Raw genomic sequence first — 22960 nt, 5'->3', positions numbered from 1 at the left:
GGTGTTGCAACTAACCACAGAGTGCAGAATGCGCCATCATTGGCTTGGCGATTACTGGTAAATCACCTCAACATTGAATAGACGATTCATGAAAGCGGATCTCTCCCGCACTAGAGTTTTACAATCATCATGATGCAACCAAAAATCAAACTGGCCTTTGTTCAACATCCGTAATGATTCGAATCCTTGAATGGTGGACCAAGCTCGTTTTCGGATTTTGAAACTGCCAGTGCCCACAACGAGCTTCTTGATGGACGCGTGGTCGGAATCGATACCATTATTGAGATACTTCATTTGCCGTTGCTCGACATCCACTCGAAGTCGTCCTTCTTTCTTCAGACGAAGAATCGCATGGGCATAGGAAGAGTGCTTGTCTGTGTTTAATGTATTAGGCTGCGTATCTGCATCATAGTATCTTAAGCATCGCTTCAGGAATTGATAAGCCGCGTCTTTATTACGTTTATGAGAGAAATAGAAGTCCAAAGTCTCGCCTTGCTTACAGATAATGCCATTTCCCTTTTACCTTAACGTAGGTTTCATCGAGTTGTCACGAAGAGTCTACTCGAATGAACTGATAACGGCGCAGTTTCTTACGTAATGTCGGGGTATACTCAATGAACCAACGAAGGCACCAAAGAATGATTTCAGGGGCAAAGTGTTTCCATTTGAACTCAAGGTTGGTCATTGAACTCACCAATCATCACCACAGACGATGATAGTTTCAACCTTGAGCTGATTTTTTGCAACAAGCCCCAATCATGAGGAAAGCTAATGAAATACTTCCTAACAAACACTTAGAAAGGAGTTTAGGTTTGGCCGAGAAAACCAAACAATCATTCACTCACATAATAGGCCCGAATCCTAAATCCCCTTATTACGCAGAGAAAGTAAGACAAGAGGAAATATTCTATTTATATAAAACCAATATTTATTGTGTAACTACTTTCTTGGAACACTTTTACGCTATTATTATTGTTTGTATTTTAAAGCCTGTTAATGACCTGCAGCGATATTGGAGTTAAAAACCTTTCTTGGGGCGTTTTCAGATCATTTCTTTACTACTAAAGAGAGCAAATTATGAGATTAACTTTACTAATTCTGTCTATTCATTCACCCGCTGCATTTTCATTTGAACGGTTGAATGGGCTATATCTAAAGGGTTTATATGGTAGTCAAGAAACTGCTGGATTTGAACTCGGTGTTACCAATGATAATGGCTATGGTTTTTTCTTTGGAGTAGGCATTGGCCAAGATGACCAACGTATGGGTACTATCGATAACAAGGACGATGCTCAGTCACCCACTCTTTTAGGTAGCTATACCAACGTCAGTAAAGCTAACGGTAATTTCGGTCCAAATTATACTCATCATTTTCAATCAGATTGGCGGTTAATCGCTGGACTCGGAGTAGATCTAACTTACTACGGTAGCTATACAAACTGGTATGAGTCGAGTGAGAAACTTGGTGATAGAGGATTTTTCTGGTACCCAGAAGATAGTGGTTTAAATATTGGAGCAACATTATCAGTTAATGGCACATACAAGAATGCTTTGTTCGGTGCAAACTACCGTACCTTTCGGAACGAAGTTCTGTTAAGTGTTGGGTATAGATACAAAATCTAAGATGCAGCTGTAGCTTTTTACCAAAAAGAGCGAAAAGCCCCTTCCTAAATTGCTGAGATGTCAGTTCTTTATTGGAAAGCACCTTTGAGTTTAAATAAACACATACTTGGATAGCCTTAGTGGCTAGGTCAACACCAATGATCGTGGTTCTCATCTTGTTCTCCCAAAGTGTTAGCTAACTTAAGAAGGTTAGCTTGTGATTAGAGCGGGAGTCCAATTATCTTGTTAGGCTACTTCTCGTAGAATTTCGGTAACCATAGGTACAACTGACAACGCTAATAAGGTAGCCATACCCATATTGAACCACTTTCTAGTCTTAGGTGAGCCAAGTAGTTTTTTTAGTAACACACCAAATAAAAGCCAAACTGCTACACTTGGAAAAGAAACTAAGAAAAAAATTGCTGTCAGAGCCAAAATTTGAACAAAGAATTCTTCTGCACCATTTGTGAATGCTGCAACAGCACCAGTGGCAACAACCCAAGCCTTAACGTTAACCCACTGGAATAGAGCACCTTGTACAAAACTTAATGGTTTACTTTGTTTTTTATCTTTAACTGAATCGTTTGAGCTCGCTATTAAGTAAGCTAAATACAGTAAGTACACCACACCCACACACTTTATAAAAAAGTGTAGCTCTGGATAAGTAGAGAATATCGAAGAAAATCCGACACCTACGAGGAATACCATTGCCGTAAACCCTATGCAAATGCCTCCCATTAGAGGGATAGTTTTTCGAGCACCGAAATTTAGTCCCGATGACATGACCATTACGGTGTTTGGCCCAGGGGTATAGATGCTGACAATGCAAAAAGGACCACTGCGTAAATATATTCCATAAATTACTCTCACTACCCGTTCCACTAGGGCCGGTGTTTCGTTTAGTAGCCTAACGAATGATATGGACTCCCTCTCCCTGTAGCCCGCGTGTCATACTAAACGTGTACACGCTGAAAAGCTGGAGGTTACTATGTCCACCATTCAAACTATTGGCGTTGACCTCGCCAAGAATGTGTTCAGTATTCACGGCGTTGATGCATATGGCAAGTGCGTCTTACGCAAAACAGTCAAAAGAAACAAATTGTTAGATACATTCGCTAATCTTCCACCCTGTATCATTGGTATGGAAGCTTGCTCTGGTGCTCATTACTGGGCTAGAGAACTAACCAAGTTAGGTCACTCCCCAAAGATCATGGCAGCGAAGTTTATCATTTCTTATAGACAAAATGAGAAAAACGACGCTAATGATGCCGAGGCAATTTGTGAAGCCGTATCAAGACCAAAAACACGCTTTGTCTCTATCAAGGATGAAGAGCAACAAGCTGTGCTTTGCCTTCACCGCATTCGACATAGCCTAATAAAAAATCGTGCTGCCACAATTAACCGACTCCAAGGGTTATTGTCAGAGTTTGGTGTAATTATTCCTCAAGGCCGTTACTCACTTCAAAAAGCTGTGCCAAGCATGCTAGAAGACGCAAACAACGGTATCCCGTTCCTAGCGAGGGAGTTACTCAACGATTTAATGTCTAACATCAAGAAACTCAACGATGAAATCCTTCGCTATGACAGGAAGATTTTTCAGCTAAGCAGAGAGATGAAGCAAGCTTCAAAGCTATTGGCAGTTCCCGGCGTCGGAGAACATACTGCTACAGCCATCATTGCAACAATTAATGATGGAAAGCAATTTGGTTCAAGCCGTCAGTTTGCTGCATGGATTGGCCTAGTTCCCAAACAATACTCAACCGGGGGACAGACAAACCACGGACATATAACAAAAAGAGGCGAAAAACACATTCGTACTCTGCTTGTACACGGAGCTAGGGCTGTAATCGCGCAATGCAAAACTAAAACTGATAGAACAAGTCTTTGGTTACAACAAATTGTCGAAAGACGAGGATACAAGAAAGCTGCCGTAGCCCTAGCAGCAAAGAACGCGAGAATTATCTGGGCGCTATTAACAACAGAAAATGAATACAAGGCTAATTATGTAAATCGTTTGCCCTCAACAAGTCAACACAATAGCAATTGATGACAATACGGTCAGACCGAGATGCTAAAATCTGACTATAAAGCAATCAAATACTGCCTAACGAATGAGGTCAGCATCAAGCGAATATCATCAGGGTGACGGAGTTTCTCCGACTAAACACCGAATGTAGAGCTGCTGTCAGATCCACTGTTGTTAGCGGGAGCTATTGTTGACAAAAGAGGAAGTCCATGTAGCTTTATAGACGGACTTTTTCTGTCTTTGTATTCCATCCATGTTGCTGCCATTCATTATGAAACTCAACTGGTATCAACCTGTTATGGCACTGGGCTAAAAAGCATCATCCAACAAAATCTAGAACTTGGATCGCCCTTAAATACTTCATCAACCATCAAGGTCAATGGCAATTTCACGGTTGGCAGAAGGTCATGAATATGGATTGTCAGTTCAATCTGTTTCAGATAGCCAAGGTGCCGATAGAGAGATATGTGAAAATCAGGGGTGCCGCAACGCCTTTTGACCCTCAATACCAAGAATACTTGGGGTTTTGCGCCCATTTCAACGAAAAGTCCAACGTGAGCCTTCAGCCCTTTATTTATAAGGGCTGAAGGCTACGGCGTATTTTCTTTCGTAGCCCTCTGAAATGCGGACATATGACAAAGTCGCTTGGTAATTAAGGTACGACAGAATCGCTTGGTGATCACAGAACAGCGCTTCATGCGACTTCACGTCGTACGGACAAAACGTGTCAGTGACTTTGCTAATTTAGCTTAAAACGAATTATCATAGATATGGAAAAGTAACGCCTTGTTAAGTAGCAGCTAACTACCACTATATCCGAACAAAGCCACCATAATCACTAAACTCAACCGAATCAAAGGCGCTGACTGTTAGCTATCTGCTTGAACAAATTGTGTGGATAATTCCCCTATCCAAATAGCCCTATTTATCCAATTTCGGGTAATGTGAGACCCAGGCTTTAGCTGCAACTAAAGCTTTCTGTGTAGTAGTCCGATTGAACATTGACTCCTCAGTCGAGAGACCTATAACAAACAAGAACGCTACATAGGACTCCAAGCATGAACCTCGAATAGTCGACTGGGTCTCGAACCCGCATTACGCAAGCATGAGTTAGCTTATTATGAATACGAAAATGAAGCAAAACATCAACGTTGGAGTTGATACAGGGAAAACACAATTAGATATCCACACCACACCTTTAGAGCTCTTTTTCTCGGTTGAAAACAATCAGAAAGGCATCAAGGAAGCTCTGAAAATCGTCAACAAACACAACCCTAAACGCATTGTCATTGAGGCGACTGGCCGCCTTGAAATGCCATTTGTATTAGCGTGTGCCGAAGCCAATTTACCAATAGTTAGAGCCAACCCCGTACACATTAAACGCTTCGCTGGAGCCATAGGTCGTAGAGCCCAAAATGACCGATTGGATGCTGAACTTATTGCCCACTTCGCTGAAGCAATCAAGCCCGACCTCACCGTCATCACAGCTGAAAACATTCGTCTAATGAGTGACTTAGTCATTCGGAGACATCAGTTACTCTCCATGCAAACGATGGAAAAGAATCGCATCCAAATCCTTCCCAAATCACTACAATCGACCATTAAGCCAATACTAACCGCAATGAAAAACCAAATTGCTAAAATTGAAAGCAAGCTCATAAAGCTCATTGAAGACAGCACAGAGTATCAAAGCAAAAACACTCTCTTGCAAAGTGCCCCAGGCATTGGAAACATTGCAGCAGCTTCAATCATTAGCAACGTTCCCGAGCTTAGTTATATCACCAATAAGCAGGCTGCTTCTCTTATTGGAGTGGCACCTATTACCCGTGAAAGTGGGCGCTATAAAGGTAGGCGAGTTGTCCAAGGTGGTCGAGCCCAAGTCAGAACAGTTCTGTATATGGCGATGATGTCTGCTATGCAGTGCAATCCTGTTTTTAAAGCAACTTACACACGATTTGTCGACGCTGGAAAGCCCAAAAAAGTGGCTATCATCGCGTGCGTTAGAAAGATGGTAGTGATCCTAAATTCGATGCTGAGAGATGGCGTCATGTGGATTTTGGTTTACTGTTCGAAACTGATCAAAAAGGTTCAATCTTGCCTATTCGAATGCTAAATACTCGCTCTGCTGAAGACTCTATCCGCATTGCAGAGTCCCTTTTGTATAAACATGGTTTTTATACTTCTGCTGTATTCTTCCCAACAGTCGCAAAATCCGAACCAGGTATACGTATTGCGGTGACCGCTTTGCACACTGAAGAAGAATTGAAACGACTGCATGATGTTTTCATGAGTCTGAAAGAGACAGGCTCTGTAGCTGTATGTGGATAGCGTTATCTATTATTTCTGCATTGGCGCTATCTGTTCGAGATATATCGATTAAAAAGGGAGCTACTCAAGGTAGTTCTCTTTTTAGTTCTGTCGCCATGCTAACTTTACTCCTCCCAATTACGATAGGAGTTATTGCTTGGGAGAGGAACTTCTCCTTTACTTTTAATCTATCACTGATACTCATTAGTGCAGCGTTAATTGATACTTTAGCTATTTACTTCTATTCAAAATCCTTAAGGTGTGGCGGAAACTTGTCAACGACAGCGCCATTGTTGGCTTTTATACCAGTCTTTCAAGTTGGTTTCTCTTATGTTTTTTTAGGAGAGGTGACTTCAATATATGGGGTTTTAGGAGTTGGGCTATCTATTGCATTTGTTCTCTATGGCAACAGTTTCTCTGTCAACAAAATTATTGAAGATAATTCAAGTGTTTATATGTTGGGTGTTAGTTTGTGCTGGGGCAGTAGCTCGCTATTGCATAAACAGGGTGCCTCACACTTTGGTGCACTACTCTGGACATCGTATGTATGTCTGATTAGTTTCATGATATTGATGAGCTGTGCATTGATGTGGGACAGAAGTAATATACAACTAAAAAAGATGCCGAAGTTATGGTTGCCAGCGATGTCCCATTTTATCACTTTGGCCGCGTTCTATGGAGCGGCAGCCTTGGGGAATGTCGCCTATGTATCTTCTATTCGACGATTGTCTAGTGTTTTTTCATTGATAGGTAGCATCGCTGTCTTCAAAGAGCGGCCATCTTTTAAAGTATTGATAATGACTGCCGGGCTTACCTTTAGCGCAGTTATCATTACAGTTTTAGGTTGAGCTGAACAGCGGCGTTTTTCAAGGCAGTTGTTACTAGTTGCTTGTTAATTAAGCAACCTCTTTTTCTGGATTTAGGTGAACGTCACCAACTGGTTTGCAGTTCCTGAGTTCTCCAGGCCAACGTTCAGGGTTTTGCTCTAGGCGTACCTTTAGAACTGCGGCTCTTTTTTGTAAGATCTCACTATCCTTACCCGCATGTCTTTCTGATGGTGTCACGTAGTTCAGTCCTCGATGTTTATGCTCACTGTTCTACCACTCTACGAACCTGTCTACCCAAGCTCTGCTCTCTTCTAAGCTTGCAAAGCCTTTCGATGGCCAACTCGGGACATATTTTAACGTCCTGAACAACGATTCTACATAGGGGTTATCATCGCTTACTCGTGGGCGACTGTAAGACGGCGTCACACCAAGCTCTTCCATCTTGGCTTTCATCGTTGAAGACTTCATCGCACTGCCGCTATCCGAGTGAAGCACAAGCGCCTGATTAAAACATTGCTCTCGCATGAGCGTTCGCTGCAAGAGCTGAGACGCTTTTTCACCACTCTCTTACTCATAGACTTCATGGCCAACGATTTTCCGACTGGATGTCTTCAATAAGGTACAGATAGTAGTGTTGGCCTCTCACGATTGCTGGCAAGTAAATGATATCCCACGTCAGTACCTGTTTCGGTGCTGTCGCTGTATAACTTTGGCTTTGCTACTTTCTTGCGAGCGCGTTGACGTCCTCGGTGCTCAACCTGGCCTTCCTTTTTCAAGGTGCGATAAAACGTAGACTCAGAGCCTAAGTCAATTCCCTTATCAAGTAGCGTAGGGACGATTTGTGTTGGAGGAAGGGAAGAGAAGTGGCCCCCTATTTTCGGACATGACTTTAAGTGATTGATCTATTTTGATAGTACCCAGAAATACCGGAGCAGATTATGACTAGAAAACGTAGAAACCACTCACTTGAATTTAAAGCTAAAGTGACACTTGCTGCAGCTAAAGGCGATAAAACTGTCGCTGAGTTAGCGCAGAAGTACAACCTGCACCCTAACCAGATATCAACGTGGAAAAAAGAGCTGCTTGAAAATGCAGCCATGATCTTTGCCTCTGAGAGTCAGTTGGGCAAAGACAATTCCGAAGAAGTGGACAAACTTCACGCCAAGATCGGTCAGTTGACCATGGAAAATGATTTTTTGGCCAAAGTGCTCGGTCGCTAGATCGAGCACAGCGAAAGAGTTCGCTGGATAAATCCACCCAACTACCGATAAAGCGTCAGTGCGAGCTTCTCAATATTGCTCGCTCTACGGCTTACTATCAGCGCACAGGACTCTCCACTGAGGAGATTGAATTGCGACGTATGATCGACGAAATTCACCTTCAGTATCCGTTCATGGGCAGTAGGCGAATTCGAACTGAGTTGGTTAAAAAAGACCACTATATTAATCGAAAACGTATCGTTCGGATCATGCGCAATATGGGAATTGGGGCGATTTATCCCAAGCTAAAAACGACACTGGCGAACAAAGCACACAAGGTTTATCCTTACCTGTTGCGTGATATCGAAGTTAATTACCCGAACCAAGCTTGGGCTATTGATATTACGCACATCCCGATGGCTAAAGGGTTCCTCTACCTTGTTGCCATTATCGACTGGTATAGCCGTAAGGTGTTGTCTTGGCACCTCTCGAACCCCATGGTGATACGCCACTTAGGAAAGGTGACATCATCATAAATAACATACGATAAGGTTGGCTTATTTATGCTAAAAATATTTCCATTGGACGTCTTAGATGATCCCTCCACAACAGGTGGAGTAATTGTTGAAGGTTGTTCAACTGTATTGTGTGATGGGAAACCCGCCGCTTTAGTGGGAGGAAAAGCAACTTGCCCGCGATGTGACAAAGGTTGGGGGATAATCTGTCGCAATACATGGCACGAAATTAAAATAGAACATCAATATGCAGCATTGGGAGAATTTGTCATTGAATGTGGTTGTCCATTAGGGTCTAATCGAATCGTCACTCCTAAAGGTCGATTTAGTTTCGTTGGGTATGATGATGGCACAGTAGGAATCGATATCAACAACCAACAATCACTCTCTTTCGCTGATGGAACACCACTCACCGCTGAGAACGTTTCAAAGTCAATGCCCCCTGAGGCACACCAACAGGCTTATCGTTTCAATGAAGCTCAACAGAAAAAAGACAAGCCTATAGATATCGACGATGTGTATATCATTTTTGCCGATAAAAAGACGGATCTGAAGAGCTTTGCTCAAGAAATCTACTTGAATGATGCCGATGACGTCATTCAGCACATCATAAACATTAACCCTCATTTAAAAAGAACGTTCCATTTCTTAATCACCGGCATGCCTGTCGTGGTTTCCCCTTGGCAAACGGTACACCCAGATGAAGCCGATGCCACTTCTCAGGTTTCAGAGCTCGCAGAACTGTTCTTTACGCTTTCCCCAGAGCAACAAGCATGGTTCTCAGAGCACCATGAAGAATTTGCAAGTGTTATGCTAACGTCCACTGCGATGCCAAACTCAACCCTGTATGAAGTCAATGACGGTCAGGTGGAAGAATCCAATTTCACTAACCAAATGATTGCTTCAGTGGGCTCTGGTATTGCCGGAATGAAAACCCAAGCTGACAGGCTTCAGAAGGAATTTCAGCGGTTTGAGAATTACTCAAAATATGTAGGAGAAGCGACGAAAGGTATCAAGGGTGATAGGTTAAAGTCGAATCCAGACTACAAGCAGTGGCGCAAACAAGCTCGTAGCTTCCAAAGTGAAGTTCAAGCCATTTCAACCCAGTTTGGTGCTCCGAATTACATCAAGAACATTCAGGCCAGCAAGGTTAATAACTATCTGAACGTTGGTAAGAAGCAATTGTATAAGGCGAAAGATTTCTCAAAAGCTATTAGCGGAATTGAAATGACGGCTCTGTACAAGAAATCGATGGAGTTTAGTAAATATCTAGGTCGGGCGGCATGGGTTGCGACCATTTTTGGGGTACGTGATAACTTTATTGATATTGCCAAGACGTGTGCTCAAGATGAAGGGTTCTCCGAGGCATGTGTGCGAGCCGGTGTGAAAAATTCGTTTTCAATTGCGGTGAATATTGGTGTTGGGGAAAGCATAGGTTTCTTAGGTACTAGGTTTGCACCCACTACGTATGGGTTGTCAATTATTCCAATGGCTGGAGGTTTATACGCTTGGGGATTATATGGGGGAAATGTGTCGAACGCTATAGGTGACGGGGTGGAGTACGCTATTTTTGATTTATATGGTGATACTATCGAGCTCATCAACGGAGCTCAACAATGATTAATGGTGTTCCAGCATGGCTGTGGTTGCCTCTATGGGGAGGCATTGTTATTTCTGGTATTGGTGTGATTTTATTTGGGTTCGGCAACTTAATAACTTTGCCTATTACATTATTTTTACTCAGACATAGAAAGGACTACTTGATCGATAAGCTTGATAGTTACGCCCCGAAGAAAGTGCGGGGTTGGGCTCATTTCCCATCATTTGCATGGATTCGATCCAGTCAGGTTGCGTTTAGCTGGTTTCACCGCCACTCAAAGGAAGAGATTCAGCATTGGCGCAGTGGAATCAAAAAAGAACTCGGTACCACTTATTGGCTATACCGATTAAATGCAGAATGCTTAAGGTTTGGGTTTTTAAGTATTTTCTTCGTGTTTGTATTTATGGGGATTGAATACAAATTTGGAATACTTGGGATACCTTTCTAGAGCCAAGAAGCCAATTACGGTATAGCTGTGGGAGAATAAATGAACGCTTTGACCTTAGAGCAACTACAACTGACAAGAATAGTTGACGATTATGCTAACCAGTTTCCTTTGACTAAGGATGGTGATACCCTATTGCTAGAGAGGTGCTATGACTACATGAAGGCTTTTAAATATGTAATGGATAGCACCTCCAGAGTGCAAATGGACTACATATGTCAACAATATCTAGGCTTCTATCGTTTTGCTAAATTGATGGAGCTTCTTGCTGAAGGGATCAGTGATGGTCGTATTAAAATCCCCAAAGATCATTAAAAATTAAGAATTTCCCCAACCCCTCCTTCTCTACAGCCCTTATAGATAAAGGGCTGACAGCTTACATTGGACTTTTCGTTGAAATGGGCGCAAACCCCCTACTTGGCAAAGAGAAAGTCAAAGAGGCAATGTCGTAACTCTTGGCATGAGCCTGTTCTCGCTGCTTTATAGGTGGCTAGGTGCCAATAGGCGCCTTCGTGAAGGCTTGAACCTAGTGCGGCGAAAGCCTTCACGTTGGGTTCTTAGAGGGACGACACTTGGTAACAGGTGTCGTCTACTCGGTAGTAACAAATGGAATCTGCCGTTTAATTACGTGTTTTGTGCAGTACAACTTGGATTAAAAAGATGAATAAAAGTGTGTTAGTAGTGGGGTCGATTGTCGTCGTCGCGGCACTATTTTACTTTGGTAAGCGAAGTGGAGAAGAATTGTCTTTGCCAGAATGTGAGCTAACTAAAGTTGCTGAAACTCCAGTGTTTTTCTTTACCGATGACTCTACTGATGAGCACCGGTTACAGGAATTTATTGACTATTCAAACTTAGTATTAAGCAACTCATGCGTTCCACTTAAGCGCACTTTGGCGGGCGTCTCTAATATCGATACCGGCGAATTTAAAGGGCATGAGGTTGGGAAATTACATCAACAGCTATTGAAGCAAATGACATCGAATGACCATGAAAAACTCAAACAAGCTGGTAGTTACTATGTATTAGTGCTCCCGAGCAGCCATGAATTTACAGAAAATGGAACGGTAGGGACGGCCCATGTGAACTTTAGCCGTCGATTCTTGATTTTAAACTCAGATAGTGACGTGCATGTTTTAGAGCATGAACTTGGTCACTTAGCCTGGGCATGGCATAACGATACGCCAGACTACTGGTTGAAAGGGGGACTGCTACCTGAGTTTCATAAATATATTAGGTCATACGCCAGAGGAGCGTTGTGCGGTGATGCTGGTACTGTTATGACTTACGCTGAGAATCAACTGCCAATCTATTCATCTCCGGATATTAAGTACTACGGCAAAGTATGCGGTAATGAAAAGAGCGCTGACAATACGCGCCTTATGCGCGAGTTCGCGGCCTCTTTGCTAAGCGGCAAAGACAGTTTCAAGGAGTAGACACTGTGAAGTTTGCATTATTACAGTTCCCAGTTAGTGCCCAATCATCCGAGAACCATGCACAAATCAAGCGTGCTCTCTGCGAAGCGAAGCGCGGTGGTGCAGATGTGTTAGTCACTCAAGAATGCGCCTTGTCTGGTTATCCACCAATTGAAATAGACGCTGTTGCCGATATTGATTTTGAGCTGCAATACGTTGCTTTTAATCAGATTGTAGATTTGGTCCAAGAAACGCAGGTCACTCTTTTCTTAGGTCTTATTCGCAAGTTTGGAGATAAAGTCGCGAACTCGGTTGCGATCATCAAACCTTCAGGTGAGGTGTATTACTACGATAAAAGAGCCCTGTGGGGTTGGGATGCAGAGAATTTTAACGTAGGGAGTGATTTTAATGGCGTCGTCGAGATTCAGGGTATCAAGGTTGGTGTTCGAATCTGTTATGAAATTCGATTCCCTGAGTACTTTAGAGAACTTTATAAAGAACAGGTCGATGTCGCTATCGTGAGCTTATGTGATGTACAACAAAAGTTTGACGCTAATCGCTATTCAATTATTAAATCGCACCTTGTGACACGTGCCATTGAAAATGTGTTTACGGTGATGTCAATCAACTCAACAACCTTTGAGCAGACTGCCCCAACGGCAGTTATTGATAAACAGGGTAATTTTGTTGTTGAAGCAGAGCGAAACAAAACATCTATCACCTATTTCAATTATGAAAAAACAGAGCATGGCTTTGGTACCAAAGGCTGTGTCACATACTCAAATAAGTTGTTAGGTTTGAAGCCCAATGGAACGAAATTGTACTATCAACGGTCATGTTAAAGTGAATGCTAATAAACGAAAGACACTCACAAGAACCGGTTTTATCGCAAATTCTGATCGAGATGTTGAAAAGCTATTCTTCAGACACAACCAGCTTGCGAGTGCGTAAAATTGTTTTACGGCAGTGTCATCATCAAGCGTTAGTTGACCCCGTTTAATCATCGCCTATAGCCCCCAACCGTGAAGACTGAAATGGTTCTTAGCTAAGTCGATACCGCCAAAATACGAATAATCGGACATGGTGCCTCCGGCTCTAACAAGTACCGCAAGAGTATGGCAGATCCTCGGGAGGGGAATCCATGTCATTCGTTATGTCTTTCGAACAGTTTCAAGTTTGAGGTCGAAGATGGATTATTTATTGTTCTTTACAATTTGTGTGGTGGCTACATTTTCTCTTGGACCAGCAGTTCTGCTGGCAATCAAAAATTCCGCATCCTATGGTGTTGGTAGGTCTATAACTGGAATCTTGGGTAACGTTGCTGCGATGATGACAATGGCTTCATTATCAGCTTTGGGGTTGGGTGCAGTCCTCGCAGCATCAGAGTCACTTTTCGTAGTTGTGAAGATTGTAGGTAGTGTTTACTTAGTTTATTTAGGTATAAAAACTTGGCTATCGACGTTACCAGATACAGATAATTTGGATAGTAGCTGTAAAGAAAAATGCAATAAACATCTGTTTATTGAAGCATATTTGGTTGGTATCACTAACCCCAAAGCCCTTGTATTTTATTCGGCACTCTTTCCTTAGTTTATCGACATGGAAAACTCATTAACGCAGCAGTTTACAACGTTAACTCTTACGTTTGCTCTATTATCGTTTACTGCTCTGCTAATGTATGCAGTTATTGCAAGCCGTTTAAGCGGATGGTTGACAAGGGAGAATGTTAGAAAAGCCTTTAACAAAGCAACGGGCGGTATCTTTGTCGGATTTGGTTTGTCACTAATGGCGAGCAACAAGGCATAACAATATGCTCAATCTGACGGCTAACGAACCAGTCATGGTGTGAGCCATCGATTTGAATGAGTTCGCCAAGACAATCTCGACGATAACGAGGCTGATAGACTCTAGGCTTACGACGGGCATGTGGCGTCCATAAACCATCTGCGATCATCCAACTACGTAATATCTCGTTAGATATGGATAGGTTGTGCAACTCGATTAATTTTTCTCGAGCAAGTATGGGTGAAAAGTCTTCGTAGTTATTACGGACGAGCTTCAAAATCATCTCTCGATAGTTGCTCGGGTAACGATGATTGCTGGGCTTTCCGCGAGCTTGGTGAGTTAAACCCGCAGCACCACACTCACGTAACCGATTCATAAGGCGCTGAACCTGGCGGACGCTGAGGTTGAGTATCTCAGCAGCGTCGGATCTACGTATACGGCGGTCACAAACGTCCTGGATTATTTTAAAACGACGGATCTCTGAATCACTAATAGTCACCAACATGTTTAGTAGGTCCTTAGCTCAAATCACAATAGATAAAGACTAGTTGGGCTGAGCTTAGGAGGACATTTTAACTTTGGTAAAAAGTTGTCAATCCCATTTTAAAATGTCCTCTTTTCTCCCAGGTAGAAATGTCTCTTTATGAGCTAAATAGAGTAGGTGAGTTAGGTTTTACTCTTAGATGCTTTGAAGGTTTCTGGTGTGATGAGAACTGGGTTTATAGCCCTTAGTTGTTCCTGAAGCGCTCTTTGTTGAGCTCTGCGTTTAGGGGCTTTTTTGCTCCGTGTGCGTTTCTGTTGTCGCTCGAATTCTTCTTGCTGCTGTTGAGCAAACTTTAGTACTTGACCTAATCGCTTGTTGTCGACAATTTGGGTTTGTTGAACATGCTCAAGCTTATCGAAAATTTTGAATTCCAACTTTCTGTGGCCATACACAATCGCAATGTCTCCGTTGGGATAGTCTAAGACTTTGACATGCTCGTGAACTAAGCGAGTATTTTCTTCATTTGGCTCAATAAGATAAACCACTTTGTCATATTGAAATGTCAACGATTTAGAGAGTTTACGTATTTCTTGCCAACTGAAAATATCGTCGAGTTCCTGTGTGGTTTCACGCACTTTTCGATGCATGTTTTTCGGATACATTGCCGGCTTAGCAAAGCGTCGATTGAAATCGGCAATGAAGTAGGGAAGCCAAGCATTCGCTTCTTCGATGGTGTTAATTCCTTGTAAGCGCATCTCTTTGACGAGTCGGTCTTGTAGCGTCAAGTTTACTCGCTCCACACGACCTTTAGCTTGAGAGCTGTTCGCACATATCAGTTCAATACCTAACTCTTTTAATACACGGGCATATTGAGTTTGACCGACTTGTTTTTGCTTTTCCTGATTCACCCGAAAAATCGAATGCTTATCGCTGTAGAACGCTACGGGTTTGCCGTGTTCATTAAGATATTCTCTCGTTGTTAGCATGTAATCAAAGGCCGATTCGGTTTCGCTGAACCTTAAATTCATCAGGCGGCCAGTCGCATCATCGATAAAGACCAGTAAACAACATTTGTCAGCGCGTCCTTCAAACCAATCATGGTGAGAGCCATCAATTTGAACGAGCTCGCCCAAACAATCACGTCGGTAGCGAGGTTGGTAAACTTTAGGCTTGCGTTGCGAATGTGGCGTCCATAAACCATCTGCAATCATCCAACTTCGTAAGGTCTCGTTAGATACTGGAAGGCTATGTAACTCCAATAGTTTTTCTCTAGCAAGCGTTGGAGAAAAATCAGAATAGTGATCACGAATCAGTTTTAAAACTGTGTCTCGGTAGTCACTAGGATAGCGGTTATTACTTGGCTTACCTCGAGCTTGGTGAGTCAATCCTACAGCACCGAATTCCCTCAGGCGATTCATAAGCCTCTGAACTTGGCGAACACTCAAATCAAGGATGTCTGCCGCGTCGACTCGTCGGATCCTACGATCGCAAACATCTTGGATTACTTTAAAACGATTGATATCAGAATCATTCATAGTCACTAGCATCTTAAACGCATCCTTAGCTGGTTGTAAGTAAAGCTTAGTGACCACGAGCTAAAGAGACATTTTAACTTTGGTAAATAGTGACATTACAACTTTGCGCTTACAACACAACTTCGCATTATGTACGTTATGTTAAATATTGAATACGAATAAGTGAGGCTCTATGTACGTAGATTCGGGGTTTGAAGTCCAATGGAACGGTTCTGTACGTTAAGAGGGTTAACTTTCTGATATATCAAAATATTTTAGACAGCAAAACAAGAGATAAAATACTGTCTACAGAGAAACGCCGTAAAACCCCTCCCTTTAGTTATCTAAGACACTAACGGGCGGAAGTCCTTATAGTAGGGGTTTGGGCATCAATGGAACAGAAAACAGCTATAAGGACTTCTGCCCGTTGTCAAACAGGTATTCTTAACGCAGCAATAATGAAGATTAAGATGCAGTACTATAAACGGCCATATTGAAGCGAGTTTTAAAAAACCTTCGGACCAAAATGAAAGACGCTCGCAAGAACCTCATACGTTAATCGGATATTCATATCCTAATGTTTTCACAGGGACTTCTTGCGGGGTCTTAACCCTTATCATATTTGCGTTGGCATCATGAGTGGTCAGTTGTTTGTCTATGTCGAGTAACAACTTTCGAATGACTCTCCATAGTGAAGGATTGCCCAGCAGTGACGAGCATTTTTGGCCGCTAAAGCTATCGCTGCTCGCCAATAACCGCGGCGATCTTTGACATCACAAACCCATTTACTTAGTGGGTCGTCTTTTCTGCCTGCACTAGCCATAATTGATCTGGCCCCCTGCACAAGCAGACTTCTAATATAGTTGTCACCGGCTTTTGTGATCCGCCCTAACTTTTGTTTACCACCACTACTGTATTGTGAAGGAGTTAAACCAAGCCAAGCTGCTAATTGACGACCATTATTGAACTCTTTTCCATCTGCGATTGCACAAACCAAAGCGCTAGCGGTCATCGCACCAACCCCTTTTAATTTCTCAACTGTTGGCATCGCTCATCTTGTTCTGCCGTTGTCTTAATAAGTCGATCAAACTTCAGAAGCTTACGTTCGATGTTATCCATATGAAGAAATAGCTCATCGATACAGGTGGTAGCTAAAGCCGGAAGATGAATTTTCATTGCTTCGAATTCACTGCGTAATCGTTCTGGTGATAGCGGAGCAATAACCCCAAACTCAGAGAGTAAGCCTCGAATACGGTTACACACTGACGTTCTTTTTTCGTTCAATCCTTGCCTAGCTCGATGTAGGTACTGGATGGATTGTTGCTCTTCAGATTTGATGTTGACAAATCTTATGTGAGGCCGTTGAACCGCTTGGGTGTCAGCTGCATCATTTTTTCCTGTTCGACCTGACATTCGATAAGGGGAGACAAACTTCGGAGCAATCAATCGAACTTCATGTTCAACTTTTTCAAAAGCTCGAGCCCAAAAATGAGCGCTGCTACAAGCTTCCATGGTTGTGTCGCAAAGTTTGGCATTCTAGGTTAAGATCTACCCAATATCTACTTAACACTCTGAATATTAATGTTTAAAGGTTGCCACTTCCCCTCTGAAGTTATTCTTGAAACCATCCGTTATTACCTAGCTTACAAGCTCAGTTATCGCGAGATTGAAGAAATACAGAAGGAGCGTGGCATCACCATTGACCATGCGACTATTAACCGGTGGGTCATCAAATTCACGCCGATTTTGGAGCATAAAGTCAGACGTAAAAAGAAGTCGGTATCGAGCTCGTGGCGGATGGACGAGACGTATATCAAAATTAAGGGCGAATGGTTTTATTACTATCGAGCCGTTGATAAATTTGGTGACGTTATCGATTATTATCTGAGTCCAACTCGAGATGAAGCAGCCGCCAAAGCCTTTCTGAATAAGGCGATAGCTCAACACGGCTTACCAGAGAAAGTGGTCATTGATGGAAGTAAAAGTAATTACGCTGCGCTTGATGCAATGAATGTACAACTTTGGCTAACTGGCTTCTTTATGTTGTCACTGATAGAGATCCTGGATATCAAATACTTAAACAATATTATGGAACAAAGTCATCGTTGGGTAAAACTGAAGACGCGTCAGGCTCTTGGTTGGAAGTCATTAAAAGGAGCCACAGCGAGCCTTCACGGTCGAGAGTTGTGGACGATGATTAAACGCGGTCAAGTTAATCTAACAGGGGAAACAGCCTGCGAAAAATTTTATTCACTCGTAGACTAATTGTATCTGGTGACCAGCATTGACGCGCTTTAATCTATATTTGCGACAGAACCGATTTCTAAACACTACCAAATAGAGACTTTTACAGTAATTGCATCTTAATTTTACTTAAAAATGTTACATCACCTATCACTACTGAGAATCTAGCCTGTAACAAAATAGGAGTTAAAATTTGTTACTATACAGCAAAACTTCATACTCCGAAGAACGTTTTATTACTCTAGTGCGTCTTCGTTGTTTGTACTCAGTTCCAATCTCCGCTATCTGTAAACCCATCAATGTAAACACTAGAGCGGATAGACTCTGCAAATTTTTCTGCTTGTAATTGTACATCAGGTTCTTTCCCTGATTTTTCTGGTGAAAAAAGATAATGACCTGAAAGCTCTTTAATAATAGCGTTATAGTAGTATTGCTCAGGAGACCCGTCCTGCTCTTTAAAAAGTTGATATTTAATCATTCTGATATCACCTAAAACAAACGACTTATTTATTAGCTTCTCTTTTTCATCTTTATTTATTGTGGCAAAATATAGCTTATAAATGGCCGGAATATAGTTATTGTTAGACGCTATCGTAAGAAGCTTAATCGCCAATTCATGCTGTTCTTGCGTATTCGATATATCTTTATTTTCCTCTTTCGAGTAAAACAAAATCGTACCAACATAATCCATTAAAGGTTGATAGTAATGCGCCTCTGCAAAGCGGATGATTTCCTGAATATACTCTGCTCGAGTCTCCGTCGACTGGTCCCAGTTTTTTTGTTTGAGCAAAAAATATTGAGCACGTAAATCGCCTTGTTGGGCGAGCTTCTCAAACCCTTCCACCGCTAACTCAAAATACGCCTCATCACACACGTCTGATTCGTAAATCGTGCTCAACCCCATCTTATTGAATAACTTACTACGAGCGGAACCTTTTCCGTAGCGCTGACAAAACTCACCTTGTTCTGACAACTCTAACGCCGCATATGGATTACCCGCTTGCATGGACTCAGTTAAGAACTGATAGACTTCTCCCCGCAACTCATTATAGGGAAGTGATAATTTTGCGTACCACAATTTACTTTCACTATCTCCACCTTTTAATGGCTCATATACTTCTTCCTTAACGCGGCCATGCTGTAGCTGAACAAAGAAACGATAAAGGGCATCCCCTGGCCTTACCGTACTGGAAATATACGGATCTTCTGACACTTTATCGATATTCTCCGCGATGAAGGTTTTAAACAGCGGAATATCGTCCTGAGGATTTGGCGCACAGCCTGAGACACTCAATACCAAACTCGCCACCACAGCGAGTTTACGGAGAGCGTGGTTAAAATACATCATCAATACTCCACGCTATAATGATTTGTTCTGCTTGGCTCTGTTTTGACTTGAATCTCTCTTCCACAGTGATAAGCGCCTTTTCTCCGATTTCTGCTGCGTTAGAAACGATGCTGACGGGATAAGCGTCGTAGCGATTGACATCGATTGGGGAAGGGGCGTTGTACAGATGAACCTGCTCCATTGAGCGAGTCAGCACCATATTCCTACATAACTTTTTCGAACTTCTATTAAAGAGATTTTCTAATACGTAGCTATATTGCCCACCAAACTCTTTCACAAAGCTCGCCAACCTAAGCCACTGCTCTTTGTAGGTTTGCCACTCCAGAGGATAGTTTTTCTCTCTCTTAGGTAAATTCCCCATCGCAATCAATGCTTCTTTCCACTGACGCTGCTTGGCCTCACCTTGCTCATTATCGTCATCAGCAAGCCATTGCATTACTTGAACTATCGCTTGTGCCTGTAGGTGGTTTTTCTCTTGTGAGAAAAATTGCTCCTCACACAAACAATTGAGGAGATGGCATAAGGTTTCAGGAGGAAGTTTGACTATCCATTGTTGTATGTCTTCAGTCTTGCCGTCTCTCCCACCATTGATACGGTCAGCAATCGCAGGCGCATACTCCCGACTGAGAGCGCCCCGTTTGTAGTCCTTCCATAAGTGATGCGGCATCAGTAGCACACTGGCGACCGTCAAGCCGGTCGCCATCGCAATGGTCATCACATCGTTTAATAACTCAAAGCTCTCATTGTGGCCATTCTCGTCCACTTCCCCAAAGAGGGAGAGTCGACGAAAGTCATTGCGCTTTAATAACGAAAACAGATGCAGCAAAAAGGCGTCCGTGGCGTCAGCGTTGAGCTCTATCGCCACCTTGCCCGCGCACCCTGAGCCTACGGCAAGTGCAGCATCAACAATAAACAGCAGCACACCGCCTTGCAGTTTGAGTTCGGCGATGGCTCTCGCCCCCGCGCCCCAGGCTGCCGACAGTTGACCTTCAATTGAGCCCAGCTTGTGCGGCGTTTGAAGCGTTGGACTTTCAGGAGGCTGCCAATAGACTGCTCCACCCAGATTCCCGCCCGCTTCTACACCCGCAAAGGCATTCATTTCTAATGACACTTCCCCCGCAAGTTTAGCCTGCTCGGCTGAACGCAGATTGCCATTTCCAAGCGCATAAGCATCATGAATATTCGGGTTGTCGAGCATGATGGTGTTGCCCCTAATCCCAAAACCTTCATCGATGTTGGTGGGGCCAAATTCGATGCGCTGCCCAAGTTGACAAGAAACGCCAGCCAGTCCTTGCAATGAGCCAAAAACGCACAGCGCAAAGCCCCCCAATGGGAAAGACTCTTCCTTCTTCTCTTCTTGCTTTTGGTACGGCAATGCCATGGGCTGTAAGCCCACACCATTGAGGTTGGTTTTCTGGCGATGTTGGTTGCCTTCTTGCGGCAGCCAGTAGGTAAATGCCACTTGGCCTTGCAAGGCGGAAAACTGAGCCGACACATTGTGACTGCCCATGAAGTTTTTCGTCACTGGATTATAGGCGGAGGCATTAAGCTCGCTCTCCGCCTTCATGACCAAGCGAAATAGTTGCGCCCCCGCCTCTACCGAATAGGACGATGGGGAGGTCGGGCCGCTCTCATCCAAGACATGATAACTGTCTTGCCAGAAGACCGATTCTTTGGTGAGTGACGCCAGATTCACTTTCAATTTCGGGTTGGACAAAGCTGTCAGCGCTTTTGATAAGGAGTCGGGATGTGTGATGTGTTGTCCTCCCGTATTCATCGTGGTGAAGGTCTGGTTGCTCAACACCTCGATATGAAAGGCGCCTTTATAACACAAATGGTCTTCACTGCTTTCTGGCATGTACCAATCGGGGCCGCGAACATAAAACACTTCACCATCAGAAAGTAAGCTGCATTCTACGATTTGAATGTCGTTGTAGCCCGCTTGATTGAGAAATCCCGACCTGCTGACCTTCTTAGGGGTAAATGCACGTTCGTCCCACAATAAGGTGAGGACTGCCGGCATCGTATTCGAATGTTCTAACACCGTCTCAGGGATAAGCCCTGATGGGCCTTTTTCGGCGCGTTGTTGAGCCAAATGATGAAGCTCAGTGAGTCGCGCTTTTGCAAAGCGTTTTATCCATAATAATTTTGTTACGGTGTCATCAAACAGCGTTAACCCCTGTTCACCAAGTAATTGCGTAAATTCATCTTTATACTTGGTAATGCTCGCATCAATCACGGCGATGAGCGCCTTCGCCGGGTAGTAAGACCAAGCGTGTTCTCTGCTGTTCACGATGGTTGCCATCGGAAAAGTGGAGCCGCGTTCATCATAATGACCAAATAAGCTTACGTAGGCGGCGCTTATCTTTTCCGCCACGTCCGGGTTTGTTATGTCCAAGGGTTTGGCTTGACCGTCCTGTGTTGCGCGCCAAGATAACGTACGAAAAGCTTGTGGTCCTTGGCTTTCAAGGCTCTGGCCTTCGAGTTCATCCACACGAAGGCATTGCTCTTTGACCACCACACCGCGTTGGTTCAAGGCTATCAGCGCTGATGCGCATTGTAAGTAATAAGACGCTTCTATAGAGAATGACGGAGCAAATTGTGCCCCTTTTAACGCAAGTCGTGTCTGCTGCGCACTTTGTAAGCTCGCTTGCCAACCTTCTACATACTCTCGCGCTTGTTCATGCGATAACAGTGCTATCTCCTCTTCCGTTTTCAAGGCGCTTTTGGCCGTATGGTACTGAGTGAGGTGCGTATCAATCGCTTGCTCTTTTTGGGTGGTAAAGTAGTTAAGTGATGAACTGTAAACAAACTTGGTCCCGTCTTCTGCAACACGTTGACCGGCCGTCTTTTCTGCATTGTTTTCCATATCATCAATGCGCTCTTGCAGCCTATCTAGGACCAAGGTTCGTAATTGCTGGCTGATGGATGCATTAAAGTACATTTTCGCTTCTTGACTCATTTCATCGAATTTAGCATGGTAAAGCGACGAAAAAGGTCCATAGTATAACGCTCGATTGTTCGCCTTTTCTTCTTCCGCTAGCTCCCACCGAGTAACTTCCAAATCGATGTCCACCAACTGTGCTGCCGAGAGTAAAAAATCATTGCCACTCTTGTCACCATACGTTTCCATCGTGATGACTTTCTGTACCCAAAGTAACTTTCGATAGATGAGCGTCTCATCTTCTGTCATAAATTGCTCATGCAGCTTCGCGGAGAACTTCGACATTAATCCGAGCTGGGTGAGATTTTGTAAGGTTTTAGGAGTATCGTTCTCCACAATCGCCGCCGACACCCGCTCTTTTTCCTTTAACAGTTCGGCTCGGGCCAATTCAGACACGCGATACCACATTTTTTTACCCGTTTTCGGGTGAGATGGCACATATAATATGTCAGCCCACTCGCGCGGCTTGGATGAGCAAGTGTCATTGCCACCATTCATTTCTGTTGGGGTGGTCGACAAATCAATCCGTGCTCCATCGGTGACAATGGGCTTAGGAAGTGCAATCTTGAGCGTGTCACCTTCATAAATAAGGTCAAGGTGTTTGATTTGCTCACTATTGAGTTTCGCTAACGCATCAGGCGTCGTGTTGAAACGCTCCGCTATAAGAGATAAACAGTCACCTTGCTTGATTTTATACAACATATCTT

General features: G+C 43.4%; 15 protein-coding genes and 7 pseudogenes. 13 read left to right on the top strand and 9 right to left on the bottom strand.

Going from position 1 to position 22960, the window contains the following annotated elements:
* Positions 1 to 51: 51 nt before the first annotated feature.
* A pseudogene (locus LY387_RS26790) lies at positions 52 to 685 on the bottom strand (IS6 family transposase).
* A 392-nt stretch (positions 686 to 1077) separates the two neighbouring features.
* Here LY387_RS26790 and LY387_RS26785 point away from each other — a divergent pair.
* A complete protein-coding gene (locus LY387_RS26785) occupies positions 1078 to 1623 on the top strand; it encodes a hypothetical protein (RefSeq protein ID WP_234497979.1) in 546 nt (181 codons plus the stop codon).
* A gap of 225 nt (positions 1624 to 1848) precedes the next feature.
* Here the strand turns inward: LY387_RS26785 and LY387_RS26780 are convergent, their stop codons facing one another.
* Positions 1849 to 2472, bottom strand: coding sequence for a LysE family translocator (locus LY387_RS26780; RefSeq protein ID WP_326492013.1), 624 nt, complete (start codon positions 2470 to 2472; stop codon positions 1849 to 1851).
* Positions 2473 to 2590: 118 nt separating this feature from the next.
* Between LY387_RS26780 and LY387_RS26775 the strand changes: the two genes are divergently transcribed.
* From LY387_RS26775 to LY387_RS26760, 4 genes and pseudogenes are all read left to right on the top strand, one after another.
* Positions 2591 to 3649 (top strand): IS110 family transposase, encoded by a 1059-nt coding sequence (locus LY387_RS26775; protein ID WP_234497978.1) that lies wholly within the window; start codon positions 2591 to 2593, stop codon positions 3647 to 3649.
* A gap of 275 nt (positions 3650 to 3924) precedes the next feature.
* Positions 3925 to 4215: pseudogene (locus LY387_RS26770) on the top strand (group II intron reverse transcriptase/maturase); the annotation flags it as partial.
* Positions 4216 to 4748: 533 nt separating this feature from the next.
* A complete protein-coding gene (locus tag LY387_RS26765) occupies positions 4749 to 5741 on the top strand; it encodes an IS110 family transposase (RefSeq protein ID WP_234497977.1) in 993 nt (330 codons plus the stop codon).
* 205 nt (positions 5742 to 5946) lie between these two features.
* Positions 5947 to 6783 carry an EamA family transporter gene (locus LY387_RS26760; RefSeq protein WP_234497976.1) on the top strand — a complete coding sequence of 279 codons (837 nt, stop codon included), beginning with the start codon at positions 5947 to 5949 and terminating at the stop codon, positions 6781 to 6783.
* A gap of 48 nt (positions 6784 to 6831) precedes the next feature.
* Here LY387_RS26760 and LY387_RS26755 read toward each other — a convergent pair.
* Positions 6832 to 7625 (bottom strand): annotated as a pseudogene (locus LY387_RS26755) (transposase); the annotation flags it as partial.
* Positions 7626 to 7700: 75 nt separating this feature from the next.
* Between LY387_RS26755 and LY387_RS26750 the strand changes: the two are divergent.
* The 6 genes and pseudogenes from LY387_RS26750 to LY387_RS26725 form a co-directional block, all read left to right on the top strand.
* Positions 7701 to 8461: pseudogene (locus tag LY387_RS26750) on the top strand (IS3 family transposase); the annotation flags it as partial.
* Between the two features lie 63 nt (positions 8462 to 8524).
* Positions 8525 to 10096, top strand: coding sequence for a PAAR domain-containing protein (locus LY387_RS26745; protein WP_234497975.1), 1572 nt, complete (start codon positions 8525 to 8527; stop codon positions 10094 to 10096).
* Positions 10093 to 10524 (top strand): hypothetical protein, encoded by a 432-nt coding sequence (locus LY387_RS26740; RefSeq protein WP_234497974.1) that lies wholly within the window; start codon positions 10093 to 10095, stop codon positions 10522 to 10524. The genes LY387_RS26745 and LY387_RS26740 overlap by 4 nt, the downstream gene beginning before the upstream one ends.
* Before the next feature lie 39 nt (positions 10525 to 10563).
* Positions 10564 to 10836, top strand: coding sequence for an arylsulfatase regulator (locus tag LY387_RS26735; protein WP_234497973.1), 273 nt, complete (start codon positions 10564 to 10566; stop codon positions 10834 to 10836).
* 345 nt (positions 10837 to 11181) lie between these two features.
* A complete protein-coding gene (locus LY387_RS26730; RefSeq protein WP_234497972.1) occupies positions 11182 to 11955 on the top strand; it encodes a hypothetical protein in 774 nt (257 codons plus the stop codon).
* Between the two features lie 5 nt (positions 11956 to 11960).
* A complete protein-coding gene (locus LY387_RS26725) occupies positions 11961 to 12776 on the top strand; it encodes a carbon-nitrogen hydrolase family protein (protein ID WP_234497970.1) in 816 nt (271 codons plus the stop codon).
* A gap of 165 nt (positions 12777 to 12941) precedes the next feature.
* Here the strand turns inward: LY387_RS26725 and LY387_RS26720 are convergent, their stop codons facing one another.
* The gene (locus tag LY387_RS26720) at positions 12942 to 13082 is read right to left on the bottom strand and encodes a hypothetical protein (protein ID WP_234497968.1); all 141 of its coding nucleotides are present in this window, start codon (positions 13080 to 13082) and stop codon (positions 12942 to 12944) included.
* Here LY387_RS26720 and LY387_RS26715 point away from each other — a divergent pair.
* Positions 13015 to 13740, top strand: a pseudogene (locus LY387_RS26715) (LysE family translocator). The gene LY387_RS26720 and the pseudogene LY387_RS26715 sit on opposite strands and share 68 nt — an antisense overlap.
* A gap of 16 nt (positions 13741 to 13756) precedes the next feature.
* Here LY387_RS26715 and LY387_RS26710 read toward each other — a convergent pair.
* The 3 genes and pseudogenes from LY387_RS26710 to LY387_RS26700 all read right to left on the bottom strand — a co-directional run.
* A pseudogene (locus LY387_RS26710) lies at positions 13757 to 14212 on the bottom strand (helix-turn-helix domain-containing protein); the annotation flags it as partial.
* A gap of 173 nt (positions 14213 to 14385) precedes the next feature.
* Entirely contained in the window at positions 14386 to 15738 is a 1353-nt protein-coding gene (locus LY387_RS26705) for an ISNCY family transposase (RefSeq protein WP_234496077.1), read from the bottom strand.
* Between the two features lie 634 nt (positions 15739 to 16372).
* Positions 16373 to 17241: pseudogene (locus LY387_RS26700) on the bottom strand (IS110 family transposase); the annotation flags it as partial.
* Positions 17242 to 17298: 57 nt separating this feature from the next.
* On the opposite strand from LY387_RS26700, the gene LY387_RS26695 reads away from it, so the two are divergent.
* Entirely contained in the window at positions 17299 to 17982 is a 684-nt protein-coding gene (locus LY387_RS26695) for an IS6 family transposase (protein WP_234497967.1), read from the top strand.
* Positions 17983 to 18226: 244 nt separating this feature from the next.
* Here LY387_RS26695 and LY387_RS26690 read toward each other — a convergent pair whose 3' ends face one another.
* Both LY387_RS26690 and LY387_RS26685 read right to left on the bottom strand, forming a co-directional pair.
* On the bottom strand, positions 18227 to 19309 hold the full coding sequence (locus LY387_RS26690) for a sel1 repeat family protein (protein WP_234497965.1): 1083 nt from the start codon (positions 19307 to 19309) through the stop codon (positions 18227 to 18229).
* The gene (locus LY387_RS26685) at positions 19296 to 22955 is read right to left on the bottom strand and encodes a LysM peptidoglycan-binding domain-containing protein (RefSeq protein ID WP_234497963.1); all 3660 of its coding nucleotides are present in this window, start codon (positions 22953 to 22955) and stop codon (positions 19296 to 19298) included. Before LY387_RS26685 ends, LY387_RS26690 begins: the two co-directional genes overlap by 14 nt.
* Positions 22956 to 22960 lie beyond the last annotated feature (5 nt).

This window comes from Vibrio maritimus (assembly GCF_021441885.1).
GTDB lineage: Bacteria > Pseudomonadota > Gammaproteobacteria > Enterobacterales > Vibrionaceae > Vibrio > Vibrio maritimus_B.
This window is presented reverse-complemented; position numbering and strand designations above follow the sequence as displayed.

Excerpts from the sequence above, each read along its gene's own strand:
- LY387_RS26785 (WP_234497979.1), top strand. The coding sequence starts at position 1,078 with ATGAGATTAACTTTACTAATTCTGTCTATTCATTCACCCGCTGCATTT.
- LY387_RS26775 (WP_234497978.1), top strand. The coding sequence starts at position 2,591 with ATGTCCACCATTCAAACTATTGGCGTTGACCTCGCCAAGAATGTGTTC.
- LY387_RS26765 (WP_234497977.1), top strand. The coding sequence starts at position 4,749 with ATGAATACGAAAATGAAGCAAAACATCAACGTTGGAGTTGATACAGGG.
- LY387_RS26760 (WP_234497976.1), top strand. The coding sequence starts at position 5,947 with ATGTGGATAGCGTTATCTATTATTTCTGCATTGGCGCTATCTGTTCGA.
- LY387_RS26745 (WP_234497975.1), top strand. The coding sequence starts at position 8,525 with ATGCTAAAAATATTTCCATTGGACGTCTTAGATGATCCCTCCACAACA.
- LY387_RS26740 (WP_234497974.1), top strand. The coding sequence starts at position 10,093 with ATGATTAATGGTGTTCCAGCATGGCTGTGGTTGCCTCTATGGGGAGGC.
- LY387_RS26735 (WP_234497973.1), top strand. The coding sequence starts at position 10,564 with ATGAACGCTTTGACCTTAGAGCAACTACAACTGACAAGAATAGTTGAC.
- LY387_RS26730 (WP_234497972.1), top strand. The coding sequence starts at position 11,182 with ATGAATAAAAGTGTGTTAGTAGTGGGGTCGATTGTCGTCGTCGCGGCA.
- LY387_RS26720 (WP_234497968.1), bottom strand. The coding sequence starts at position 13,082 with ATGACATGGATTCCCCTCCCGAGGATCTGCCATACTCTTGCGGTACTT.
- LY387_RS26705 (WP_234496077.1), bottom strand. The coding sequence starts at position 15,738 with ATGAATGATTCTGATATCAATCGTTTTAAAGTAATCCAAGATGTTTGC.
- LY387_RS26695 (WP_234497967.1), top strand. The coding sequence starts at position 17,299 with ATGTTTAAAGGTTGCCACTTCCCCTCTGAAGTTATTCTTGAAACCATC.
- LY387_RS26690 (WP_234497965.1), bottom strand. The coding sequence starts at position 19,309 with ATGATGTATTTTAACCACGCTCTCCGTAAACTCGCTGTGGTGGCGAGT.
- LY387_RS26685 (WP_234497963.1), bottom strand. The coding sequence starts at position 22,955 with ATGTTGTATAAAATCAAGCAAGGTGACTGTTTATCTCTTATAGCGGAG.